Consider the following 20467-nt stretch of genomic DNA (forward strand, 5'->3'; position numbering starts at 1 on the left):
TATACCCATTAAAAATGTATTGGTATTGAGGCGAGGTAAGATGTTCGCTGTTATCAGGCTTGATAGCCCGTAGCCACTTGTAGAGGCTGTGCGCAGAAACGCCCAGACGGTCTGATACTTAGGCAACAGAATAACCGCGCTCGGTTATCTGGCGGACAGCCTCTTCCTTAAATTCAGGGGTAAAACGTGGTGTGCCCATAGACTCGTCCTATGCTCAAACTATAGGGCAGATTTGTCTACGGGCTCGGGGTCACTCCAAACTATAGGGCAGGATCGTCTACCGGGGCGGGGTCAGTCCATAAATGACTCTGAGGTGTCTGTTACACCCGTGGCGATTTAGGTCAATGAAAAATATGGCTAACTTACTATTATCTATAAATCATTTATCAATATTTTGACATTTAACAGGTATAGAATAACGCCTAACCATCAGTGCTGTAATTAAGGTGCCAGCGTTTGACCTGATAACTAACTAAGTGGTTGAATATGGGCTATGGGCAGATTCATTATCGAGTTGATGATTATGTTCCAAGCAAGTGCGTCGTGCTCTGCATGCCGCGGGCGTCACCGGACAGTTAAGTAAAGGCTTCTCAGGTACCTGCGACCTTCACTAGCCTGAAGTTAAGTCGTAGCGTAACGTACCAACTCACTTGAAACCGTTCGGAGGCCATATCGTGAGGACAAGGACTGTAGCGACCCTACATAATAGTATTTCTGAAGAATTAATTTACTTTTATCCACCCATGAAAGGTGAAGTTTACAAATGTTAGAAATAACCTAACTCAGGTTGGTTGCATATTCTGGTAAACGGCAGACTTCTCAGTGAGTTCAGATGTAGTCATCTAAGCCAGTACAGAAAGAGGACGCCTCTAGTAAATGATCCTTAAAATTTTAATGCTTGGTTATGCATTTGCGATCAGGGTGAAACCAAATAGGTTGTTTAAGTTGTATTAGTCGCGACTTGATCTGACATATGGCCTTGAAAGGCTGAGAGTTACCGGTTTTGATATGGGTGTCGAATCCTTATACAAAACACGAGGTAACTCTCATGCTTCATACTACCAATCCCGTCATCAAACACAAAACGGGTTTGCTCAATCTGGCTGAAGAACTCAGCAACGTATCTAAAGCCTGTAAAATCATGGGCGTCTCCCGTGATACGTTTTACCGCTATCGTGAACTGGCTGATGAAGGCGGTGTGGACGCGCTGATTAACCGCAGCCGACGCGCTCCCAATCTCAAAAATCGTACTGACGATGCAACTGAACAGGCCGTTGCTGATTATGCTATTGCGTTCCCTGCTCATGGCCAACACCGGACCAGCAATGAGCTGCGTAAACAGGGCGTTTTTATCTCAGGAAGTGGTGTCCGTTCTGTCTGGCTGCGCCACAACCTTGAGAATTTCAGAAAGCGCCTTAAAGCTCTGGAAGAAAAAGTGGCTCGTGAGGGTATCGAACTGACTGACAGCCAGATCGCCGCACTGGAACGTAAAGCCAGTGATGACGAGGCCTGTGGCGAAATTGAAACCGCTCATCCGGGTTATCTGGGATCTCAGGACACGTTCTACGTGGGCAACCTGAAAGGTGTTGGACGTATTTATCAACAGACATTCGTGGATACCTACTCGAAGGTCGCTCACTGCAAGCTGTATATCACCAAAACGCCGATTACAGCGGCAGATCTGCTGAATGACCGTGTGCTACCGTTCTACGCGTCTCAGGGACTGCCAGTGCTGAGAATACTGACTGACAGAGGCACAGAGTACTGTGGCAAAGTAGAACAGCATGATTATCAGCTTTATCTGGCAATAAATGATATCGACCACACGAAGACCAAAGCGATGTCGCCGCAGACGAACGGCATCTGCGAACGGTTCCACAGGACGATCTTGCAGGAGTTTTATCAGGTAGCATTCCGCAAAAAACTGTATGGCGAACTCGATACATTACAGTCGGATCTTGATGAATGGCTGGTTCACTATAATAATGAGCGAACCCATCAGGGGAAAATGTGCTGTGGGCGGACACCAATGGAAACATTACTTGATGGAAAACACATCTGGGCTGAGAAAAATTTAAGCCAGATGTAATCTGACAGACACCTGTATAAATAACCGGTAACTGTCAGATCAGGTCTGAGCTAATACATTTAAGTTTATACGAGCAACGGTGTAGTCCGCTGAAGCCAGACTAACGACGTTAATCAGTCCCTGTATCAGCGCCGTCTCTGCCTCAACAATACGCCGGTTACGACTCCCCACTGTTGCTGATTAAATTCCGCCTGTATCGCCTCGCTTTTAATGTAATCGTCAATGGTTATAACATCATCCGTTGTCTTACCCTCCTTAGTAAGCTCTTGTTTCGCCGCATCGCGTTCAGCCTCAGAGGCGTTGTCCAGCCATTATTGACCTTCCTTTCTTGTGCCTGGAGTACAAATCTTGCTTTATCATTAAGGGGAACGACCGGAAATTTATCTCTTCCAACTGGAATGAGTGGCACACCTTTGTGGAATACAAGATATACTGAGATTACCAATGCCGGCGGTATATGGACCCCTTGTGATTCTCGCATTACAGGGATAGTCTGGAAACATTCAGCAAAAATGACTCGACTCTTTGCCACGCTAGTAGAGTTATTTAAATATTTACTTTTTAAGTAAGGGAATTTTTTATCGAAATTGGTTTATCGAGTGGCAAATCAATAACACAGTCTGGAGCATACAAAATAGCCCTTTTCAGGGCTTATTTTGACTAGCAGTCCTGCGTGTTTCCTGCCCTTAGCTCTTCGATTACGCTGAATCATCGTTCCGCCACGAGACATGACCGAGATAAACTGTATGGATATCGTTGAAATTATTATTTCACTATTAATTAACTATGGCTTGTGTATTTACCCGTAAAATTTTTCTGTTTGGACAATGAATTTGTTGGTATTACGGTCTAGTTTGGAAATTTTATTTTTTGTGAAGGTGAAAATTTCGCATGCGGGGAAATGACTACATACTTCATGAAGATCGATCTGCACATCATCTTCAATAAATCCTTCATAATCAGGTATTTCCACCATTGCTCTTATAATGATATGATCAGGATGAAAAATAAAAATGCCTTTTATGCCATACGGTTTTACGATCCATTCATTATAAGTAATCCGACTGGACAAAGAGTCTTCTAGGTCATTTATTGTAATGGCTTTTTCTGGTACGTGGCGATTACCATCGTCATCAACATAACTACCAGCATCGCGATGACCTACAGCGGATAAGTTTGAATCTTCAACATTTAAGATTACCCCGATAGTCCCTGTTGCATGTCCTTTGTCAGGTTCTGGTGAATAGAAGTCACCGGGTATAACTACTGAGCATGATAATGCCCCAGTGATTTTCCCGGATAAAATATCTTTAAGGTCATCAGGAAATAATTCTTTCCCGGGACCAATACCTTTCGGGCATCCTGAAAAATGAACTACTAACCCTTTTTTGTCATTTAAAAAACTGTGAAGTTCCTTAGTTGATGGCTTTATCAATTTTGTCACCTGTTAACTCGAATTTGAAGCGTGCCTAGGTAACCTAGCCCGCAGTAAGAACTCTACCCCATCAGAGACTTCAGTCCTGATTGGGTATTGATGTATCTATATCTTTCAAAAACTTATATATTTAGTACCGACTTCTGTTTGAAAAACCTGCAACTATCAGTCCCATTGTAAAAGCCCCCAATAATGCTTCAGAACCTGCTAACAATTTCAAAATTTCGGTCTTTGGTGTTATGTCACCATAACCAAGAGTGGTGAATGTAACAACCGAAAAATATGAACTATCCAGTAGACTTAGATGATATGGATTTCCTTTTTCATCCAGCCAATCAAAATAGCTATAAATTCCAGAGTAGAAAGTGACAGTGGCTAGAGCAACCAAGATGATTCTTGATGGTCTTTCACCATACCCCCAAAGAATAGATTCAAACAAAGAGACAAACCACTTAAATCTTGATTTCATTAAAGGAAACAAGTACTTCGGAATAACATGCATCTTGACTTTTGAAACAAGAACCTTACGAATCTCTTTGGGCAAATCTTTTTTTTCGAAAAACCCTCGATCATATAAATCTTTCAATATGGAAATTTGACCGCCGTGATCAAGTCCCTGAAATATCTTTCTATCTATTAACTGAGGGTGAAAATATGACTTCCTTTCATATACTCTTTCCTTGTAGTAAAAATTCGATGCCTCCTGCCTGAGTCCGCTGCTTTGGAAAGCGGCTCTTAGTAACCTATAGGTCGTTGATGTCTCCAAATGTGAGGCACCCACTTTGGGGAGGTAACTCAATTCTCTAATTTCACAATTTTGAATAAATGGGGTTACACTAGAATCTTTAATCCCAACCTTAAACAGAAATGAGTTCAACAACCTTAGCTCTTGAACATCCGTTCTCTCAAAATACAAATCCTGAAACTTTGTATTTGTGATTGTAAATTTAGTGGCAGCACAACTATAGAACTCATAAAAAGCCACTTCAGTTTCTACAAACGAAATTTCTCTGCAAGAGCTATAGTTGATTGTCTTCCAGCTTGAGCCATATCCATGCCAACCAGCCTTAATTGTTAGAAAATCCAAATCACAAAAATCTAGATTTTTGTGTCCAATTACTGCTCCACGCTCAAGCTCTACTTGACCTAGCTTTAGAACGGTAAAATCACCAAAGAGATTTGCTTTGGTAACACATCCGCCTTCATTCAATCCTACCCAAGAGCCATAAAGCAATCTATCGGAATAGGGTCTATTCTTTTTTTTCCACATGGAAAAACGTTTCCGCCCTAGCACCCTTTCCGCCCATTTGAAGTACGGCTCTATTTCACCAAGAATCGAAATATCAGCATACCTTATCTTCCACCATTCGGTAGCTTCTTCTGCTGTCCCTTCTCTACACTCATATACAAACGTCCCTGGAAATTCACCATCTCTTTTTATAACGACTCTCTTTTTATCGCCTTTGAAAATATCGCCAGTCGGCACAATTCTTAGCGCCACGTCCATATCAAAAGGAAGCCCATTCAACCAGTCGTTAAATCCTGGCAGAGTATCCCTCAAGAATTCAAAGAGTTGCGGTAGATCATTGTTTGCACGCCACTCATTAAAAAGGTGTGGTTGCATTGCCCAAAGCTGTATAGGGCTAGGATAGGGTTGAGACATATCTACCTCTTGTCTATTTATTCTTTCTTGCGAACCATTAGTAATTACACCCGAATAATCGCCGATTTCAACCATCTCTCTGCATTTCTGAATCTGTTCTTCAATGAGCACTTCACTCAACGCATCTGAATCTGCAAAGTGGTGTTCAACCTCGATCACTGCTCCAGCAAGTTCACGAACTTTGTAGAAGTTGCCATCTCTGACAACTTCGTAACCGTCATATCGTAAGATTTCATTGTTCTGGGCAGCACACTCTTCAACCGTGCCATTGGTTACTTCCAGCCAGAGGCGCGGCTCGAGCATTCACCGGTTTTTCAGGTAGATTACCTTGCATTCTCGGATTTTTCGTTTTCTCCAATACTCAACTCACAAGGTAAGCAGGCTTTCAGAAAATACCCATAAGAAGCGGACTCTATGTTGGTTCATGAAGTTATCTGAAAGTGAGTTGATATTTATATTAAAAATATTCATTTAAAGCAATGATATAAGGCGTGTTTTTCTTATGAACTGAATTATCACACAACATAAGTTAAATTAAGTGTGGTCAAGCCTTGGCCTGCCTGAACTACCTTTCCAGCGCCCAGGCCGCTCGCCTCTTTTACAGCGCACTTTCGATTCACAGCCATTGCTCATGCACAGTCTGGTTTTGCCCGCCACTCAGTCGTAATCCGTTTGTGGTTTGAAAACGACATAGTTGCCAGCAGCGGCATCCCCTTGCACAGAGTTGCTGCGCTTGCACGCGGTTTCTCGCCGCGTGCAGATGCGATTAGCGGTTTGACGTTTTTGGTTCCACCGACTGCCAGATTTCAAGATCCCAGTTGCCATCACGACCATCGCAGAGGTAGTTTTCGAAACAAACGCCGCGTGCAAGTTCGTAATCGCTGTTTTCTATCGCAGCGTACAAATCGCTCCATGCTTTTGCGTAAGCGCCGTCCCGCACAAGCGTGTGCCATACCGCATATAGCCCTCCAGGCACTTTTTCTTCTCTGAATACTGTACCGGTAATGTTCACTGACGTTTGCGCATCAACCGTTAGCGCGACATCGGCACGCAAGTCGGCAACATCCGTGTGCGCAGGATCATCCCAGTAAAACACCAGCGCTTCCCGGTAAGCCACGCCCTGCTCCTGCGCCCAGCCAATAATTTGTTGAAAACCCACCGGCACCGTCTCATTCCATGGACCACCCACGCGCACACAAACGATGTTCCGGGGAAGCGCATTTTCAAACCGTAAACTCATAAATCCTCCGCACAATAGTTAAGAAAACGTTTATAAACGCAGCAACCCGCCATCAACCACGTACTGGCTGCCCGTGACATAACTGGCATCATCAGAGAGCAAAAATAACGCGACGGCGGCTGCCTCCTCCGGCGTTCCTTGCCGCTTCATCGGCACAATAGAGCGGATCTGCGCCTCATACTGACCACGAAATTGTGCCGGGATCGCCTCAAGCAAACCGGTTTCTATCGCGCCTGGTACCAGCGCATTCACCCGGATCCCTTGTGCTGCAAAAGCCGTTGCCCAGCAGCGAACCAGCGCCAGCTGCGCCCCTTTACTGGCAGCATAAATCGAAGCAAGCGGTGTCCCTTCATATGCGGCGGTCGACGCGGTCAGCACCACCGACGCGCCCGCTTTTAAAAAGCGGGCAAGACAGGATATTTGCAGTACCGCGGAGCGGACATTGTTCTTCATCATGTTATCGAACAGCGCGGCACTACCCTTTTCGGCAGGTGCAAAAGCCAGCTGCCCGGCATTCAGCCATAAGCCATCCAGCATGCCGAAGGAGGCTACCGCGTCAGCCAACGCTTGTGCCGCTGCCGGATCGGCACCATCGTTTTGCAGCAATCGGGCGTCAGGTGGCAGCGCCTGGTGAAGGCGCGCCAGTTTGTGCGCATCACGCCCGGTGATCATCACTTCCCCCTCTTCCGCAATAATGCGTTTTGCCCCCGCCAGGCCAATGCCACTGCTGGCTCCCGTAATAACAATTTTCTTACCAGTGAATCGGGCCATTCTGCCTCCCTGAAGCCGTTTTTCTGCCAAACGACGCTTTTTACCTTCAATGACAATTAAAATAAAACAATAAAAACTTATTGTAAAACGATAAACACCAGGCTAGCCTGCACCCAATTCAACCACCTATGCCAGGAGAGGCATCGAATGAAAAGAAGTCTGCAACAGGGTGTTTTGTTCTCAGGATTACTTATCTGTGCGTCGACACACAGCGCTGAGTTGTCCGGTTTTGCCGGGCTGGGCGTCAGCATTCGCCCCATTTACTCCGGTTCGAACCACACGGCGGTGGGACCACTGCTAAAAGCGGGCGTGGATCTTCATAGCGAAAACTGGGGGCTGTTCGGTCTGTCTACCGACGGGCTGATCTGGGGACTGACACCGGACTCACCCTTCAACGTGAGCCTGCTGTTAACGCAGGATGAGGCGCGAAAAGAGGTGTTTAATTACCCATTTTCCGGCAGAAAAAACCGCGATCTACAAGGGATGGGTAACCTGTCTGCAGCGCTGATGGCGGGTACAGATCTGCGCTACCAACAAGAAAGCTGGACGTTGTGGCTGCGCCTGTTAACTGCCACTGAAAAGCAGCGATATGGCGGCGAAGCACCGGGCAGAAGCCTGATCGTCACGAGCGGCGCGCAAGCCGAACTCTGGCGCTGGCAGCATGCTGCCATTTCGGTCGGCGGCGACATAAGCTGGGCGAACAGTGGTTACCAGCAGCGCCACTACGGCGTGACGGCGCATCAGGCACACCGCACCGACTTTGCAATTTATTCCCCTTCATCAGGCTTCCAGCAAGGTGGTTTGTATGCCGAACTGATGTGGCATTTCGATAAAAATCTGGCGGCAGGATTGACCAGCCGCGCGCAGTACCTGTTCGATGAAGCGGGGAGCAGCCCGCTGGTCAACAGCCGGATGCAGTACAGCCTGTCGTCACTGATCCAGTACACATTCTGAGGTGGCGCCATGAGCAAATGTCACTTTCGCAGCCGCGCGCGGCTGCTCGCTGCGGGCACGGTATTTATCGCACTGATTGCCGCAGGTATTTACCTGCAACCCGGTTTCAGCACCCCCTCTCCTCGCCAGACGGGAGATGCCGGTATGGTGTCATTTTTAACACCATTATTGAAAGGATCGCGAGGCAGCGTCGCCGCCGCGCTCATCACACCGCGCGGTGTGCAATATGCACTCTGGGACAGTGATTACAACCGACAATATGAAATCGCCAGCCTGACCAAAACCATGACCAGCAGTTTGCTGATGGAGGCATTTCGCCGGGGTGAAGCGACAGCGCAAACCCGCGTTGGCGATCTCATTCCGGAAATCAGCGCCCCGGCACGAGACATAACCCTTGAACAATTAGCATCGCATCGCTCTGGCCTGCCGCCGCTGGCCTCATCGCTGCGCCAGAAGATCCGGATGATCAGCCAGATAATCCTGCGTGAAAACTTCTGGGAGTATGACGAAAAATCAGTCATCGAAATGGTGAACAATACCCGCTTAGCCGCGCCCGCCAGCTTTGCTTACTCCAATACCGGCTACGCCTTGCTGGGCCTGGCACTGTCGCGAGCAGCACATCAGCCTTTTAATGCGTTATTGCAAACGCGGGTTTTTGCGCAGGCGAAAATGGCAAACACCGTTGTTGCCGAAGCATTAACCCCTGACACGCCCAAGTTTCACCACGGTTGGGCGGTGTCCGGGTTTGCCGAAGCGCCCTGGATACAACGCGCGTTCACGCCGGCTGCCGGTGTGCGTTCGACCATCGTCGATATGGCGCATTATGCGCAGGCCTTACTGGCGGGCAATCTTGCCGGTAGCGCGGCAATGCCGCCACACTTTGCCACTGACGATGCGGATTCACGCGTGGGTTACGCCTGGTTTACCACCCGTATTCGCGGGCGGGACATCACCTGGCACGACGGGGAATCTTCCGGTTTTGCCTCCGCCATTGCGTTCGATCCCCAGCAACAATCCGCCGTGGTGATCCTCTCAGATACGGCATGGCCCGTTATTGGCCCGGCCATACGCCTGTTGTTAACGCAGACATCAGCTAAAACGGAAACTCATCATGAACTGGATTGATATGTTGTGGGCCATATTAACCTTTATTTCGGTCATGCTGTTTATTTGCGGCTCCTGGTTCGCGCATTACAAAATACGGTTGTTGAATTACATCATGCTGGCGTTGATGGTCATTTATTGTGCCGAAATGATGCAGACCATCACGCATCTGACCAAGATCGGTTATCTGTTCAGAATGCTGACATGGACCGTTCAGGCGTCGTTTATTGCCATCAGCGTTTATCGCGCGTGGCCAGCGCCCTGGTTAACGCGCAGCCCGCCTGTGCTGGCGGCTGGCAAGATTGCCATTGCGCTGATGCTTATGTCATGCTTGAGCGTGCTGGTTTTAAAATAAAATCCTTAATTCAGGAAGGTACAAAGTGAAAGGTGTACGAAATAAACTCAGTCTGGTGTTTATCTCAGGGATATTACCGCTCTTTTTCATCCTCGCCTTAATTACACCCCTGTGGTTATATTTTTCCGGTGAGTCTTTTTTTATTTCGAGCATGCTTAAATTTGCCGACATGCAAGCGGAAAGCCAGCCAGTGACTGCCGTACCGCCGTTTCACCAGTTGCTGTTACTGGTGCTCCTCTATTTACCCGTTGGGTTATTTGCTTTCGCTATCTGGCAGGGAATGCACGTGATGCGGCTGGTCGGTAAACGGCAAATTCTCAACCTGGCGCTGGCACGTTGTGTACGCAATATTGCCTTGATGATGCTAAGCCTTGGCATCGTATTGCCGGTGTGCCGCTTTTTAATACCGCTTGTCGTCTGGTGGCCGGAAAAATATTACCAGGTCAGCGTGCTGATTGGCGATGTGATCCTGTTGCTCACCGGCGGCTTGTTATTTGTCACGTTTCACGCCATGCTCGCGGGGATCAAAGCGGACGAAGAAACCAGGGAGTTTATCTGACTATGGCTGTGGTGGTTCATCTGGACAAACTGTTGGTAGAGAAAAAAATGACGTCCAGAGCGCTGGCGGCCTTTATCGGTATCACCGAGCAAAACCTGTCGCTGCTCAAGTCCGGCAAAGTAAAGGGTATTCGATTCGATACGCTGGCGAAAATTTGCGAAGCCATGGAGTGCCAGCCCGGTGACATTATCTCCTGGGAGCCCGACCCCGCTGCGCCAGACGAAGAGTGACGCCCAGACAGGCGTTTCGTAGACAATAAAAAAGCCGACAACATCGCTGCTGCCGGCTTTTTTTATTAACGACGTGAATCAGGCGTTCTGTAACTGCTGGCCACAGGCCACCACGCTTGACAGCAGAACTTTAACGTCCTCCAGGCAAACGGTCGGGTTCAGCAGCGTCAACTTCAGGCATGTCACCCCGTCAGCTTCCGTTACGCCAACGTTGGCGCTCCCGGAGGCCAGCAGCGCATCGCCGATACGCTGGTTCAGCAGCGCAACACCTGCGGTATCGCCGTTTTCCGGGCGGAAACGGAACAACACGCTGGCCAGCTGCGGCTGCATCACCAGTTCCAGCTGTGGCTGTTCGGCAACAAATTGCGCCACCTGCTGCGCCAGCGTCACGCCATTATCAATAATTTCGGCGTACTGCTTTTTACCCAGCGCTTCAAGCCCCATCCACAGCTTCAGCGCATCGAAACGGCGCGTCGTCTGCAATGATTTCGACACCAGGTTTGGTACGCCCTGCTCTTCGTCGAAGTCAGAGTTCAGGTAGGCCGCCTGGTAACGCATCAACTGATAATGGCGCGCATCTTTCAGCAGGAACGCGCCACAGCTGATGGTCTGGAAGAATTGCTTATGGAAATCCAGCGTTACGGAATCCGCCAGCTCAAGGCCATTCAGGAAATGACGATACTTCTCAGAAAGCAGCAACGCGCCGCCCCAGGCCGCATCAACATGAACCCAAATCTGCTGTTCAGCGGCCAGCGCGGCGATTTCCGCTAACGGATCAATAGCACCCGCGTCGGTGGTGCCGGCGGTAGCAACAATGGCCATCACCTGCTCACCGTTGGCTTTCGCCTCGGCCAGTTTCTGCGCCAGATCGTTGAGATCCATGCGCGAGAATTCATCCGTTTTCACCAGCGTCACGGACTGGTAACCCAGTCCCATCAGCGCCATGTTCTTCTGCACCGAAAAGTGTGCATTTTCAGAACATAACACTTTAATTTTGCTGAGATTACCGGTTAAGCCGTGCAGCTGAACAGAGTGGCCCTGACGCGCGAAAAACGCGTCACGAGCCAGCATCAGCCCCATCAGGTTACTCTGCGTACCACCGCTGGTGAACACGCCAGCGTCACCGGCCGGGTACCCCACCTGCGCGCGCAGCCATTCGATGAGTTTCATCTCAATGATGGTCGCCGACGGGCTCTGATCCCACGAATCCATGCTCTGGTTCGTGGCGTTGATCAGCACTTCCGCCGCCTGGCTAATCACCAGGCTCGGACAGTGCAGATGCGCCACACACTGCGGATGATGCACGGACAGGCTGTCTTTAAGGAAATACTCAACGGCGCGCTCAATGGCGGCCTGGTTACCCAGGCCCTGAGACGTGAATTCTAAATTGATGCGCTCACGTAATTCCGCGACAGTTTTGCCCTGATACATTTCAGGTTGCTTGAGCCACTGCACAACGGCTTGCGTGCTCTGCTCAATCGCTTCCTGATAGGCCGCAATACTCTGCGCGGAACCCGAGAGAATCGGATTTAAATCAGACATTCGCTCACTTACTCCGATTAAACAGGCTTCACGCCAGCGCTCAGCAGCGCGTTTTCAAATTTATCGAGGAAAACTTCCAGTTCTGCATTGCTGATAAGCAGCGACGGCAGCAGACGCAGTACACAACCGCCACGGCCGCCGCGCTCCAGGATCAGACCCGATTCGAAGCATTTTTTCTGCAACAGCGCAGAAAGTTCGCCGTCCGCCGGGTAGCAACCCATGTGATCCTGCGCTTCCTGCGGCTTAACGATCTCAATACCGATCATCAGGCCCAGGCCGCGTACATGGCCAATCACCGGGAAACGTTTTTGCATTTCAGCCAGCTTGCCTTTCAGCCATTCACCCTGCTCTGCCACTTTATCGGCGATGCGATCTTCTTTGAGGATCTTTAGCGTAGTGAGGCCGGTTGCCATCGCCAGCTGGTTGCCACGGAAAGTACCGGTATGGTGGCCCGGCGCCCAGGCGTCGAACTGTTTTTTGATACCGAGTACCGCCAGCGGTAAACCGCCACCGACCGCTTTGGACATCACAATGATGTCCGGCTCAATACCGGCGTGTTCGAAGGCGAACAGTTTGCCAGTACGCGCGAAACCAGCCTGCACTTCGTCGAGGATCAGCAGAATGCCGTGTTCCTGGGTCACTTTACGGATGCGCTGCAGCCACTCGATCGGCGCCGGGTTCACGCCGCCTTCGCCCTGCACCGCTTCCAGAATCACGGCAGCCGGTTTACGTACGCCGCTTTCAACGTCGTTGATCAGGTTTTCAAAGTAGTAGGTCAGCGCTTTGACACCGGCTTCGCCACCGATGCCCAGCGGGCAACGGTACTGGTGCGGGTAAGGCATAAACTGCACTTCCGGCATCATGCCGTTTACCGCTTCTTTCGGCGACAGGTTGCCCGTCACGGAAAGCGCGCCGTGCGTCATGCCGTGGTAACCGCCAGAGAAACTGATAATACCGGAACGACCGGTCACTTTTTTCGCCAGCTTCAGCGCCGCTTCAACGGCGTCTGCGCCGGAAGGCCCGGTGAATTGCAGGCAATATTCTTTGCCCTGACCCGGCAGCAAAGAGAGCAGATATTCTGAAAACTCATCTTTTAACGGCGTGGTCAGGTCGAGCGTATGTAACGGTAAGCCACTGGTAATGACACTTTGGATGCTCTGAATCACATCAGGATGATTATGGCCCAGCGCCAGAGTACCGGCGCCTGCAAGGCAGTCAAGGTATTGATTATTCTCAACATCAGTGATCCAGACGCCCTGCGCTTTGGCAATCGCTAACGGCAATTTACGCGGATAGCTTCTGACATTGGATTCAAACTCAGCCTGTCTTGCTAAAAAGGTCTCATTGCTTTGCGGGAATGAATTAGCACTCAAAGAATCAATACGGACTTTATCCGTCATCATATCTCTCCTACAACCTGGGTTGGTTTAACACCGGGTTGAATAAGGGTTTAAGGGGGCTTGTAAAAAACGCGGCTAATATATGTGTTTTCAGCAACGGACTCAATCTTTTATTTTGTCAGGCTATTTATGTCATTTTCTTTAAAAATCAATGACAAAAAATATTTATGCGTGGGGATTGTTCAGCGTGAATTGTAACCAATTCTGTTACAAGAATATTCCAGCAAGCATCGCGAACAACGCCATGATAAGACTCGCTTTTTAATATTTGTGCTCTTTTTATGTTATTAGAACGTTATTTAAGCCAAACTCCGCCAGCAACCACTGAATAAATCATGAGATTTTCCATTGGGTTATTGCAAATGTTGAGGAAATTATCGATTCAGCGAGTTAAATCACTTACTATGCCCGCGATAAAAATCCCCAGGCCAAAAAAAGGAAGCATCTATTTAACCATTAATGCGCATCACACCCGGTAACTCGTGAGAGGCAATACAGGTTATCGACAACGGGAGCAGAATCCTGGGTTGTAAAAAGAGATGTTCGCGGGCGGACATTTCGTAAGGTGAAGCACGCTTCCCTTATGCCGAGAATGAAAATTTTCATGCCATTAAAATTATGGCGCCCTGATATGAGATTGTTATGACTCGCATTTATCCACACACCATCGTTGCCAAATTTGGCGGAACCAGTGTCGCCGATTTTGACGCGATGAGCCGCAGCGCCACCATTGTCCTTGCTGATAAAGATGTTCGTCTGGTTGTTTTGTCTGCCTCCGCTGGCGTCACCAACCTGTTAGTTGAACTCTCTGGCGGTCTGGAAAGCAGCGTTCGACAAGATAAGATCGATACCCTGCGCACCCTGCAATACAACATTATTTCTCGCCTGAAACAGCCAGAAGCCATCGGCCAGGAGATCGACCGCCTGCTCGATAATATCAGCCATCTTGCGGCCATGGCCGTTGATTCCCGGTCAGACGCGCTGTGCGATGAACTGGTGAGCCACGGGGAATTGATGTCTTCCCTGCTGTTTGTGGAGGTTCTGCGCGAACGCGACGTGGAAACGCAGTGGTTTGACGCGCGCAAAGTGATCCGCACGAACGACACGTTCGGCTGCGCGGTTCCCGTTATAAGTGAGATTGCAGAACGGGTGGAAAAGCATTTACTCCCGCGCATTGCGCAGTCGCTGGTGGTCACACAAGGCTTTATTGGCAGCGACGCGGCGGGGCAAACCACCACGCTTGGCCGTGGCGGTAGCGATTACACCGCCTCATTGCTGGCAGAAGCGTTGCAGGCTGCGCGAGTGGATATCTGGACCGATGTCGCCGGGATTTATACGACCGATCCCCGAATCGTCGCCCAGGCAAAACGCATCGATACACTCTCATTCTCTGAAGCCAGTGAAATGGCGGCCTTTGGCGCGAAAGTGCTGCATCCGGCAACCCTGCTACCGGCGATGCGTAAAAATATCCCGGTCTTTGTCGGTTCAAGCGCCCAGCCGCGCGCGGGCGGAACGCTGGTCTGCCGTGACACGCACGAACCGCCGCGTTACCGTGCACTGGCCGTTCGTCGCCAGCAAACGCTGTTAAAGTTATCCAGCGTCGATACGCAGCCGGCACACCGCTTTTTGGCACAGATGTTTGGTATTTTGTCGCGTCATGACGTCGCCATGGATCTGGTGACCACCTCGGAAACCAGCATCGCGATCATCCTTAACTCCACCGGTTCTACGTCCGGTGAAGCGGACACGCTCACTACCGCACTGCTTACCGAACTGTCGTCGCACTGCCATGTCGAAATCGAAACCGGGCTGGCATTAGTTTCGCTGATTGGTAACTCGCTTTCGCAGGCTCCGGCAGTGTGCAAAGAAGTATTCGCCGACCTGGAAAACCATTCCGTGCGGATGATTTGCCACGGCGCGTCCAGCCATAATCTTTGCTTCCTGCTCCCTGCGGAATGCGCGGACAGCGCCGTCAAAACGTTACACCGTAACCTGTTAGAATAACGGCGGTAACGTGCCCTGTACGCGGGCACAAGTTAGTGCTGGCAGCGCGTTTGCCAGCACTTAACCCTTGAGCCATCGCCCACCGCTTCCTCTCTTTACCCCTGGCTGAACGTCCGCTTTGCTGAAGGTGGCCGCAACCGCCGCGATCCGAGAACTTCGCCCTTGCCTGTGCGGGCAGTAACGTTCAGCGGCGCAAAGCCCGTGACGCTCAGCGGGCTTTCTTGTAACCTTCCGCGAAACTTTTCCCGAAAACCGGATTTCACATGGCCGCTCATATTTCAAAAGATCCTTTGCACGGCGTGACGCTAGAAATGCAAGTTAACGCGCTGGTCGACCGCTACGGTTGGTCCGAACTCGGCAAGCGCATCAATATCAATTGCTTTAAAAACGATCCAAGCGTTAAATCCAGTTTGAAATTTTTACGACGCACGCCCTGGGCGCGCGCGGAAGTTGAGGCGCTGTATCTTGAATCGCTGGAAGAGCGCGCCCCGGCCAAATCAGACGAACCTGCGTTTAACCCGTGGACAAGCGGTCGAACGCCTAAGAGCTAATTTTCAGATGTCACTACAAAAGTCAGGCGTGCTTATTGCCACTGCGCTTTTACTCGCCAGTTGCGCCTCAAAAGCGCCGAAATCACTCGTCACGCCGTTGCCGCCGGTGGCAAAACAACCGCTCGCAACGACGCCTGCAAAAAATACACAACCGGTGCGCGGTATCTGGCTGGCGACCGTGTCGCGTCTCGACTGGCCGCCGGTAAATTCGGTCAACATGAGTGCTTCGTTGCGCGTCAGCCAGCAACAAGCGGCGCTGAGAAACAAGCTGGATAAGCTAAAAAGCCTCGGCATTAACACCGTCTTTTTCCAGGTCAAACCCGACGGCACCGCGCTATGGCCGTCAAAGATTTTACCCTGGTCAGATATGCTGACCGGCACCATTGGGCAGGATCCCGGTTACGATCCGCTGCAGTTTATTCTTGATGAAGCGCACAAACGCGGCATGAAAGTGCATGCGTGGTTTAACCCCTACCGCGTTTCAGTTAATACCAAACCGTCAACCACGGCGGATCTCAACCGCACATTATCTCTGCACCCGGCGAGCATTTTTGTGCTGCATCGTGACTGGATCCGCACCGCGGGCGACCGTTTTGTGCTCGATCCCGGCATTCCGGAAGTGCGCGACTGGATAACCAGCATCGTTGCGGAAGTGGTGGCACGCTACCCGGTCGATGGTGTGCAGTTTGACGACTATTTCTACGCTGAAACCCCAGGTTCTGCGCTGAATGACAACCAGACCTATCGGCAATATGGCCAGGCGTTCAGTTCAAAAGCGGACTGGCGGCGCAACAATACGCAGCAATTGATTGAACAGGTTTCGCGCACCATCCGGCAACTCAACCCCAATGTAGAGTTCGGCGTGAGCCCGGCGGGAGTCTGGCGTAACCGCTCATTTGACGCCGCCGGGTCCGACACGCGTGGTGCCGCGGCGTATGACGAATCGTTCGCCGACACACGCCGCTGGGTACAACAAGGGCTACTGGATTACATTGCCCCGCAAATCTACTGGCCATTCGCCCGCGATGCGGCGCGTTACGATGTGCTGGCAAAATGGTGGGCGAATGTCGTGAAACCGACTAAAACGCGGCTCTACATCGGCGTGGCGCTGTATAAGGTGGGGGAATATTCGAAGAATGAGCCCGACTGGACCGTCAACGGTGGCGTGCCCGAACTGAAAAAACAGCTCGATTTAAACGAATCGCTACCGCAAATTAACGGCACAATTTTGTTCCGCGAAAGTTATCTGGAACAGCCGCAAACTCAGCAGGCGGTGAATTATTTGAAAAGCCGCTGGGGTGGTTAAGCAGGACAAACTTCGGGTGATAAAGGCATTCAGTGCCACCGCATCCGTTTATGAAACGCAGCGATTATGGGAGACTTAATGATGCCAGGCATTTACACATGGGATGTGAAGTATGATTTTCATGCGGTTGGTCAAGGTCTTTTCAGCACTGGATTGCTCGCATGTGAACATGTTGAATTTCGTTGGGTGTATGATTGTGGCACCGTTTCTGCCCAGCATCTTCTCACCACGCAAATTGATTACTATCACCGACAGCTTCCTCGTCCACCCGAAGCTCTGCCCTTTATCGATTTGTTAGTTATTTCGCACTTCGATAAGGATCATATCAGCGGTGTGGTTGAATTATTACAACACTGCAATGTTCGCAATATTGTTCTGCCGTATATGCCTTTGTGGCAACGGTTGGTGATTGCGTTTGAAGAGCGCAGCGGCCCAAGATCTCCGCTCACGCAGTTCCTGCTTGATCCGGTGGGATTTTTGCGCAATGCCAGTCGCGGCACGATTGAGCGGATAATCCTGGTGATGCCAGTCAACGCGCGCCCTGACGAACCTAATCCGGAGCAAGAACCTTTACTCCCGGACGCGCCGCCTGATGCTGAACTCGATGAAATTTCATCAGCGCTCGTGTTTGATGAACTCCCTGAACATGAACTACAGGGGGACGAAGAATTGACCTCGATGATCAGCGGTAACATCACGCATGCTGCAGGCATACCTCAGGTGGTTGCCGTGCGCTCCGGCTCGGCGTTATCCATCCATAAAATATGGGAATTTGTTCCTTATAATGACGCATCGATGGTACGTTTTAAAAACAGCAAGTTCGAAAAAGCCGTGCGCATCCATACGAATAATTTAAAAACTTCCACTAAGCGCCAAATTAAAGAAGCGGCGTTAGCCGATCTGAAAAAAACCTATACCAACACATTTGGCAACTCTTCCCGGCATTGTAATGTGATTTCGCTCTTTCTTTATTCAGGTCCGGTATTCGGGGCTATTGCTACCGTGTTTATGCCAGAGGATGAAAAATATTATTCTGACTTAAATCCAAAATATCACCTGCTTGACAGAGTCAGTATTCTTTATACTGGCGACGGTTATCTCAACTCTCTAAAAAGTATTGATGATTTGATGACAGTGCTTGGCGCTTACCGATGCAATCAGTTGGCTGTCTTCCAGGTCATGCATCACGGTGCCAGAGGAAACTGGAAAGCCGGGATCGCCGATACTCTGATGCCTGATTACAGTATTTTCAGTTCAGATCCCGAGGCGACCCGCACAGGTCATCCGCACGCAGAAGTGTTACGGGATTTCTGGAACTATCATCCCATTCAAGTCGATAAAAACTACTCTGCACATTTTATTGCACGGGGCTGGTATATTTTCCCTCCTGTGGCCGGCAAGAGAAGAATTTTTAAAAGAATATAAAAGTGTTGCCCAAAAATAACGCAGCTATGGTGTTTGTTGTGCTTTGCAGGGTAATAACATCTTTTTTACTGACGCAGTTAAACACCCTTTTCCCATTTGAACGGAGCTAGTCTTACTTTTTTAATCGAGCGTGATGGCATCATAAACACTGCGCAGCCTGCTGCGCAGATAAAGCACCGCTTTGTGCTTACGGGACAACAGCGCCTGCATGCTGACACCCGTCTCCTCCACCAGCGCCTTATAACTCACACCTTCAAGCTCGGTCTTTTCGAACACCTCGCGCTGGGCGGGCGGAAGTTCCGCCAGCGCGCTTTCCAGCTCTTGCCATAACAGCTCGCACAGATACGCCTCTTCCGGCGTTTGCGGCACGCCAAACAGCGTTTCGGCCAGCTCATCTTCCGCAAAATCGCTTTCATCGTCACCACCGTTGAAAAAACCGGACAACGGCAGTTCACGTTTTTTACGCGCACGATCCGTCATTTCATTGCGCGCGGCGCGGAACAACCAGGCGGCAACATTCTCCACCGGTTGTTCCACATTCATCAGCTGATAAGTCACTTCCTGCAAAATGTCGTCGGCATCATCGCGCACTGCCGTGCGCCCACGAATAAAGGCTTTCAGGCGTGAGCGACAGGCATTCAGCGCGTTGACCAGCAAAGACTCGCCGTCCATGGTTTTCACCGTGCTCACTCAGCGTCCGGTTTTTTTGCGCTGCTATCGTCAGGCTGATGACGGTCATCCGCCCTTTCATCCCAGCGCCCACGCCAGCCGCAGCGATCGCGGCGACCAAAACCTTCGCGACGCTGCTGGATAAAGGCTTCACGCTGCTCCGGCGTCATTTGCATCCAGCGTTCGTGCATACGCCGACGCGCCAGACCAAACATTCCCCCGTGGAACCCCAGCCCGCCAAAGAGAATGCGGCTCAGCACTAACAGCCCCAGCGCCTGCCAGAACCCAATGCTTTTCACGCCAAGAATGGCCGGTAGCAGCGCATTCCATAAAGACATCACCAGCAGCCCTAACGCGATAAATACCACCACGCCAATGATCAACGGTTTCATCATCCGGTGCCGACCAAAGCCGTGACCGTGTCTGTGCCCATGCATATCAAAATCTCTCATCTTTTTTCTACTCCATCAGCTTAATGAATAATTGCTTGTGATGAAGTAGACGGATGAGCGGTAAAAATATTGCCAGCAAAATGCAAAAAAATGCCTTCAGGAATAAAATATAACTCATTGAAATTAAATAATTAATTTCTCTCAACCGCAACTCAATGGGGATTCCTGAAGTCATGTCCTCCGTTTTCCGCCTCTATAGGTCTGCCAGGCAGAAACGCCGGTGGAATGGCAAACGCCACTTGTCTACAAGCAGGAGTGCCGCAGCACTCCTGCTAGCGTTGCGCAGGTATATTTACGCTGCGCACCATTCTATTTAGTTAAAAAGACACGTTAATTTAAAACCTAACTATTATGAGCTTCGATATATTTAGACCAGGCTCCTTCGCAAATAAAAAACCTCCCGTATGGGGAGGCTTTATTATTTTATTTTTTCTTGTAAACATCGGCCGTGGCGTGAATTTTTTTCCTGGTTTGATCGGAGGTGACGACATACACATCACCGCCCTTTTCATCCGCCAGTTTGCTCAGCGCATGGCGCGCATCCATGGGTGACATTTCGTCGGAAGTGGCAATTTCACCAACCTTTTCATATTGCGAAGAAACTTTATCAAATTCTGCTTTTTCCATTAATTTGGCGGCCCAGGCATTACTCGCAAGTAATGTTAACGCGCTAATAATCACTAACCTTTTTTTGTTCATCAGGCATTCTCCGGATTGA

19 protein-coding genes and 1 pseudogene are annotated in these 20467 nt (G+C 49.9%); 10 read left to right on the forward strand and 10 right to left on the reverse strand.

Translation table 11 applies throughout. The features are described 5' to 3' along the window. Window positions 1-43: 43 nt before the first annotated feature. Window positions 44-199 (reverse strand): annotated as a pseudogene (locus BN2591_RS24620) (transposase); the annotation flags it as partial. A gap of 849 nt (window positions 200-1048) precedes the next feature. Between BN2591_RS24620 and BN2591_RS03535 the strand changes: the two are divergent. Further along, window positions 1049-2089 carry an IS481 family transposase gene (locus BN2591_RS03535; RefSeq protein ID WP_086869065.1) on the forward strand — a complete coding sequence of 347 codons (1041 nt, stop codon included), beginning with the start codon at window positions 1049-1051 and terminating at the stop codon, window positions 2087-2089. 799 nt (window positions 2090-2888) lie between these two features. Here the strand turns inward: BN2591_RS03535 and BN2591_RS03540 are convergent. The 4 genes from BN2591_RS03540 to BN2591_RS03555 form a co-directional block, all read right to left on the reverse strand. Continuing rightward, window positions 2889-3524 (reverse strand): hypothetical protein, encoded by a 636-nt coding sequence (locus BN2591_RS03540; RefSeq protein ID WP_086869067.1) that lies wholly within the window; start codon window positions 3522-3524, stop codon window positions 2889-2891. A 130-nt stretch (window positions 3525-3654) separates the two neighbouring features. After that, a complete protein-coding gene (locus BN2591_RS03545; RefSeq protein ID WP_207626203.1) occupies window positions 3655-5490 on the reverse strand; it encodes a potassium channel family protein in 1836 nt (611 codons plus the stop codon). Between the two features lie 463 nt (window positions 5491-5953). Further along, complete coding sequence (locus BN2591_RS03550) at window positions 5954-6427, reverse strand: GyrI-like domain-containing protein (RefSeq protein WP_086869069.1); 474 nt, start codon at window positions 6425-6427, stop codon at window positions 5954-5956. A 30-nt stretch (window positions 6428-6457) separates the two neighbouring features. Then, the gene (locus tag BN2591_RS03555; protein ID WP_086869071.1) at window positions 6458-7198 is read right to left on the reverse strand and encodes an SDR family oxidoreductase; all 741 of its coding nucleotides are present in this window, start codon (window positions 7196-7198) and stop codon (window positions 6458-6460) included. Between the two features lie 147 nt (window positions 7199-7345). Here BN2591_RS03555 and BN2591_RS03560 point away from each other — a divergent pair, with 147 nt between their 5' ends. The 5 genes from BN2591_RS03560 to BN2591_RS03580 are packed head-to-tail and all read left to right on the forward strand — an operon-like array spanning window position 7346 to window position 10400. After that, window positions 7346-8152: a MipA/OmpV family protein gene (locus BN2591_RS03560; protein ID WP_086869073.1), complete on the forward strand. Its 807-nt coding sequence runs from the start codon at window positions 7346-7348 to the stop codon at window positions 8150-8152. A gap of 9 nt (window positions 8153-8161) precedes the next feature. Beyond that, entirely contained in the window at window positions 8162-9277 is a 1116-nt protein-coding gene (locus tag BN2591_RS03565) for a serine hydrolase domain-containing protein (RefSeq protein ID WP_086869074.1), read from the forward strand. Then, the gene (locus tag BN2591_RS03570) at window positions 9264-9611 is read left to right on the forward strand and encodes a hypothetical protein (protein WP_086869076.1); all 348 of its coding nucleotides are present in this window, start codon (window positions 9264-9266) and stop codon (window positions 9609-9611) included. The genes BN2591_RS03565 and BN2591_RS03570 overlap by 14 nt, the downstream gene beginning before the upstream one ends. A gap of 25 nt (window positions 9612-9636) precedes the next feature. Further along, window positions 9637-10170, forward strand: coding sequence for a DUF2975 domain-containing protein (locus tag BN2591_RS03575; protein WP_086869078.1), 534 nt, complete (start codon window positions 9637-9639; stop codon window positions 10168-10170). Between the two features lie 2 nt (window positions 10171-10172). Further along, window positions 10173-10400: a helix-turn-helix domain-containing protein gene (locus tag BN2591_RS03580; protein WP_086869080.1), complete on the forward strand. Its 228-nt coding sequence runs from the start codon at window positions 10173-10175 to the stop codon at window positions 10398-10400. Window positions 10401-10478: 78 nt separating this feature from the next. Here the strand turns inward: BN2591_RS03580 and BN2591_RS03585 are convergent, their stop codons facing one another. After that, window positions 10479-11942, reverse strand: a complete 1464-nt coding sequence (locus tag BN2591_RS03585; RefSeq protein ID WP_086869082.1) for a pyridoxal phosphate-dependent decarboxylase family protein — start codon at window positions 11940-11942, stop codon at window positions 10479-10481. A 17-nt stretch (window positions 11943-11959) separates the two neighbouring features. Beyond that, on the reverse strand, window positions 11960-13345 hold the full coding sequence (locus tag BN2591_RS03590) for a diaminobutyrate--2-oxoglutarate transaminase (RefSeq protein ID WP_086869084.1): 1386 nt from the start codon (window positions 13343-13345) through the stop codon (window positions 11960-11962). A 639-nt stretch (window positions 13346-13984) separates the two neighbouring features. Here BN2591_RS03590 and lysC point away from each other — a divergent pair. The 4 genes from lysC to BN2591_RS03610 all read left to right on the forward strand — a co-directional run bounded on the left by lysC (window position 13985) and on the right by BN2591_RS03610 (window position 18628). Beyond that, window positions 13985-15346 carry a lysine-sensitive aspartokinase 3 gene (gene lysC, locus BN2591_RS03595; RefSeq protein WP_086869085.1) on the forward strand — a complete coding sequence of 454 codons (1362 nt, stop codon included), beginning with the start codon at window positions 13985-13987 and terminating at the stop codon, window positions 15344-15346. Between the two features lie 263 nt (window positions 15347-15609). After that, entirely contained in the window at window positions 15610-15897 is a 288-nt protein-coding gene (locus BN2591_RS03600) for a VF530 family protein (protein WP_086869087.1), read from the forward strand. Window positions 15898-15904: 7 nt separating this feature from the next. Continuing rightward, window positions 15905-17203 carry a glycoside hydrolase family 10-like protein gene (locus tag BN2591_RS03605; RefSeq protein ID WP_086869089.1) on the forward strand — a complete coding sequence of 433 codons (1299 nt, stop codon included), beginning with the start codon at window positions 15905-15907 and terminating at the stop codon, window positions 17201-17203. A 78-nt stretch (window positions 17204-17281) separates the two neighbouring features. After that, a complete protein-coding gene (locus tag BN2591_RS03610; protein ID WP_086869091.1) occupies window positions 17282-18628 on the forward strand; it encodes a ComEC/Rec2 family competence protein in 1347 nt (448 codons plus the stop codon). A 120-nt stretch (window positions 18629-18748) separates the two neighbouring features. On the opposite strand, the gene BN2591_RS03615 is transcribed toward BN2591_RS03610, so the two are convergent. The 3 genes from BN2591_RS03615 to yahO form a co-directional block, all read right to left on the reverse strand. After that, a complete protein-coding gene (locus BN2591_RS03615; RefSeq protein ID WP_086869932.1) occupies window positions 18749-19300 on the reverse strand; it encodes an RNA polymerase sigma factor in 552 nt (183 codons plus the stop codon). 14 nt (window positions 19301-19314) lie between these two features. Continuing rightward, window positions 19315-19749 (reverse strand): hypothetical protein, encoded by a 435-nt coding sequence (locus tag BN2591_RS03620; protein ID WP_086869093.1) that lies wholly within the window; start codon window positions 19747-19749, stop codon window positions 19315-19317. A gap of 423 nt (window positions 19750-20172) precedes the next feature. Next, window positions 20173-20448, reverse strand: a complete 276-nt coding sequence (gene yahO, locus BN2591_RS03625) for a DUF1471 family periplasmic protein YahO (RefSeq protein ID WP_086869095.1) — start codon at window positions 20446-20448, stop codon at window positions 20173-20175. Window positions 20449-20467: the final 19 nt, after the last annotated feature.

Origin of the sequence: Kosakonia pseudosacchari (assembly GCF_900184035.1) — a bacterium.
Taxonomy (GTDB): domain Bacteria; phylum Pseudomonadota; class Gammaproteobacteria; order Enterobacterales; family Enterobacteriaceae; genus Kosakonia; species Kosakonia pseudosacchari.

Coding starts and splice junctions, on each gene's coding strand:
- BN2591_RS03610 (WP_086869091.1), top strand. CDS start 17,282: ATGATGCCAGGCATTTACACATGGGATGTGAAGTATGATTTTCATGCG.
- BN2591_RS03580 (WP_086869080.1), top strand. CDS start 10,173: ATGGCTGTGGTGGTTCATCTGGACAAACTGTTGGTAGAGAAAAAAATG.
- BN2591_RS03605 (WP_086869089.1), top strand. CDS start 15,905: ATGTCACTACAAAAGTCAGGCGTGCTTATTGCCACTGCGCTTTTACTC.
- BN2591_RS03620 (WP_086869093.1), bottom strand. CDS start 19,749: ATGAGAGATTTTGATATGCATGGGCACAGACACGGTCACGGCTTTGGT.
- BN2591_RS03590 (WP_086869084.1), bottom strand. CDS start 13,345: ATGATGACGGATAAAGTCCGTATTGATTCTTTGAGTGCTAATTCATTC.
- lysC (WP_086869085.1), top strand. CDS start 13,985: ATGACTCGCATTTATCCACACACCATCGTTGCCAAATTTGGCGGAACC.
- BN2591_RS03560 (WP_086869073.1), top strand. CDS start 7,346: ATGAAAAGAAGTCTGCAACAGGGTGTTTTGTTCTCAGGATTACTTATC.
- BN2591_RS03565 (WP_086869074.1), top strand. CDS start 8,162: ATGAGCAAATGTCACTTTCGCAGCCGCGCGCGGCTGCTCGCTGCGGGC.
- BN2591_RS03615 (WP_086869932.1), bottom strand. CDS start 19,300: ATGGACGGCGAGTCTTTGCTGGTCAACGCGCTGAATGCCTGTCGCTCA.
- BN2591_RS03600 (WP_086869087.1), top strand. CDS start 15,610: ATGGCCGCTCATATTTCAAAAGATCCTTTGCACGGCGTGACGCTAGAA.
- BN2591_RS03550 (WP_086869069.1), bottom strand. CDS start 6,427: ATGAGTTTACGGTTTGAAAATGCGCTTCCCCGGAACATCGTTTGTGTG.
- BN2591_RS03585 (WP_086869082.1), bottom strand. CDS start 11,942: ATGTCTGATTTAAATCCGATTCTCTCGGGTTCCGCGCAGAGTATTGCG.
- BN2591_RS03545 (WP_207626203.1), bottom strand. CDS start 5,490: ATGCTCGAGCCGCGCCTCTGGCTGGAAGTAACCAATGGCACGGTTGAA.
- BN2591_RS03555 (WP_086869071.1), bottom strand. CDS start 7,198: ATGGCCCGATTCACTGGTAAGAAAATTGTTATTACGGGAGCCAGCAGT.
- BN2591_RS03535 (WP_086869065.1), top strand. CDS start 1,049: ATGCTTCATACTACCAATCCCGTCATCAAACACAAAACGGGTTTGCTC.
- yahO (WP_086869095.1), bottom strand. CDS start 20,448: ATGAACAAAAAAAGGTTAGTGATTATTAGCGCGTTAACATTACTTGCG.
- BN2591_RS03570 (WP_086869076.1), top strand. CDS start 9,264: ATGAACTGGATTGATATGTTGTGGGCCATATTAACCTTTATTTCGGTC.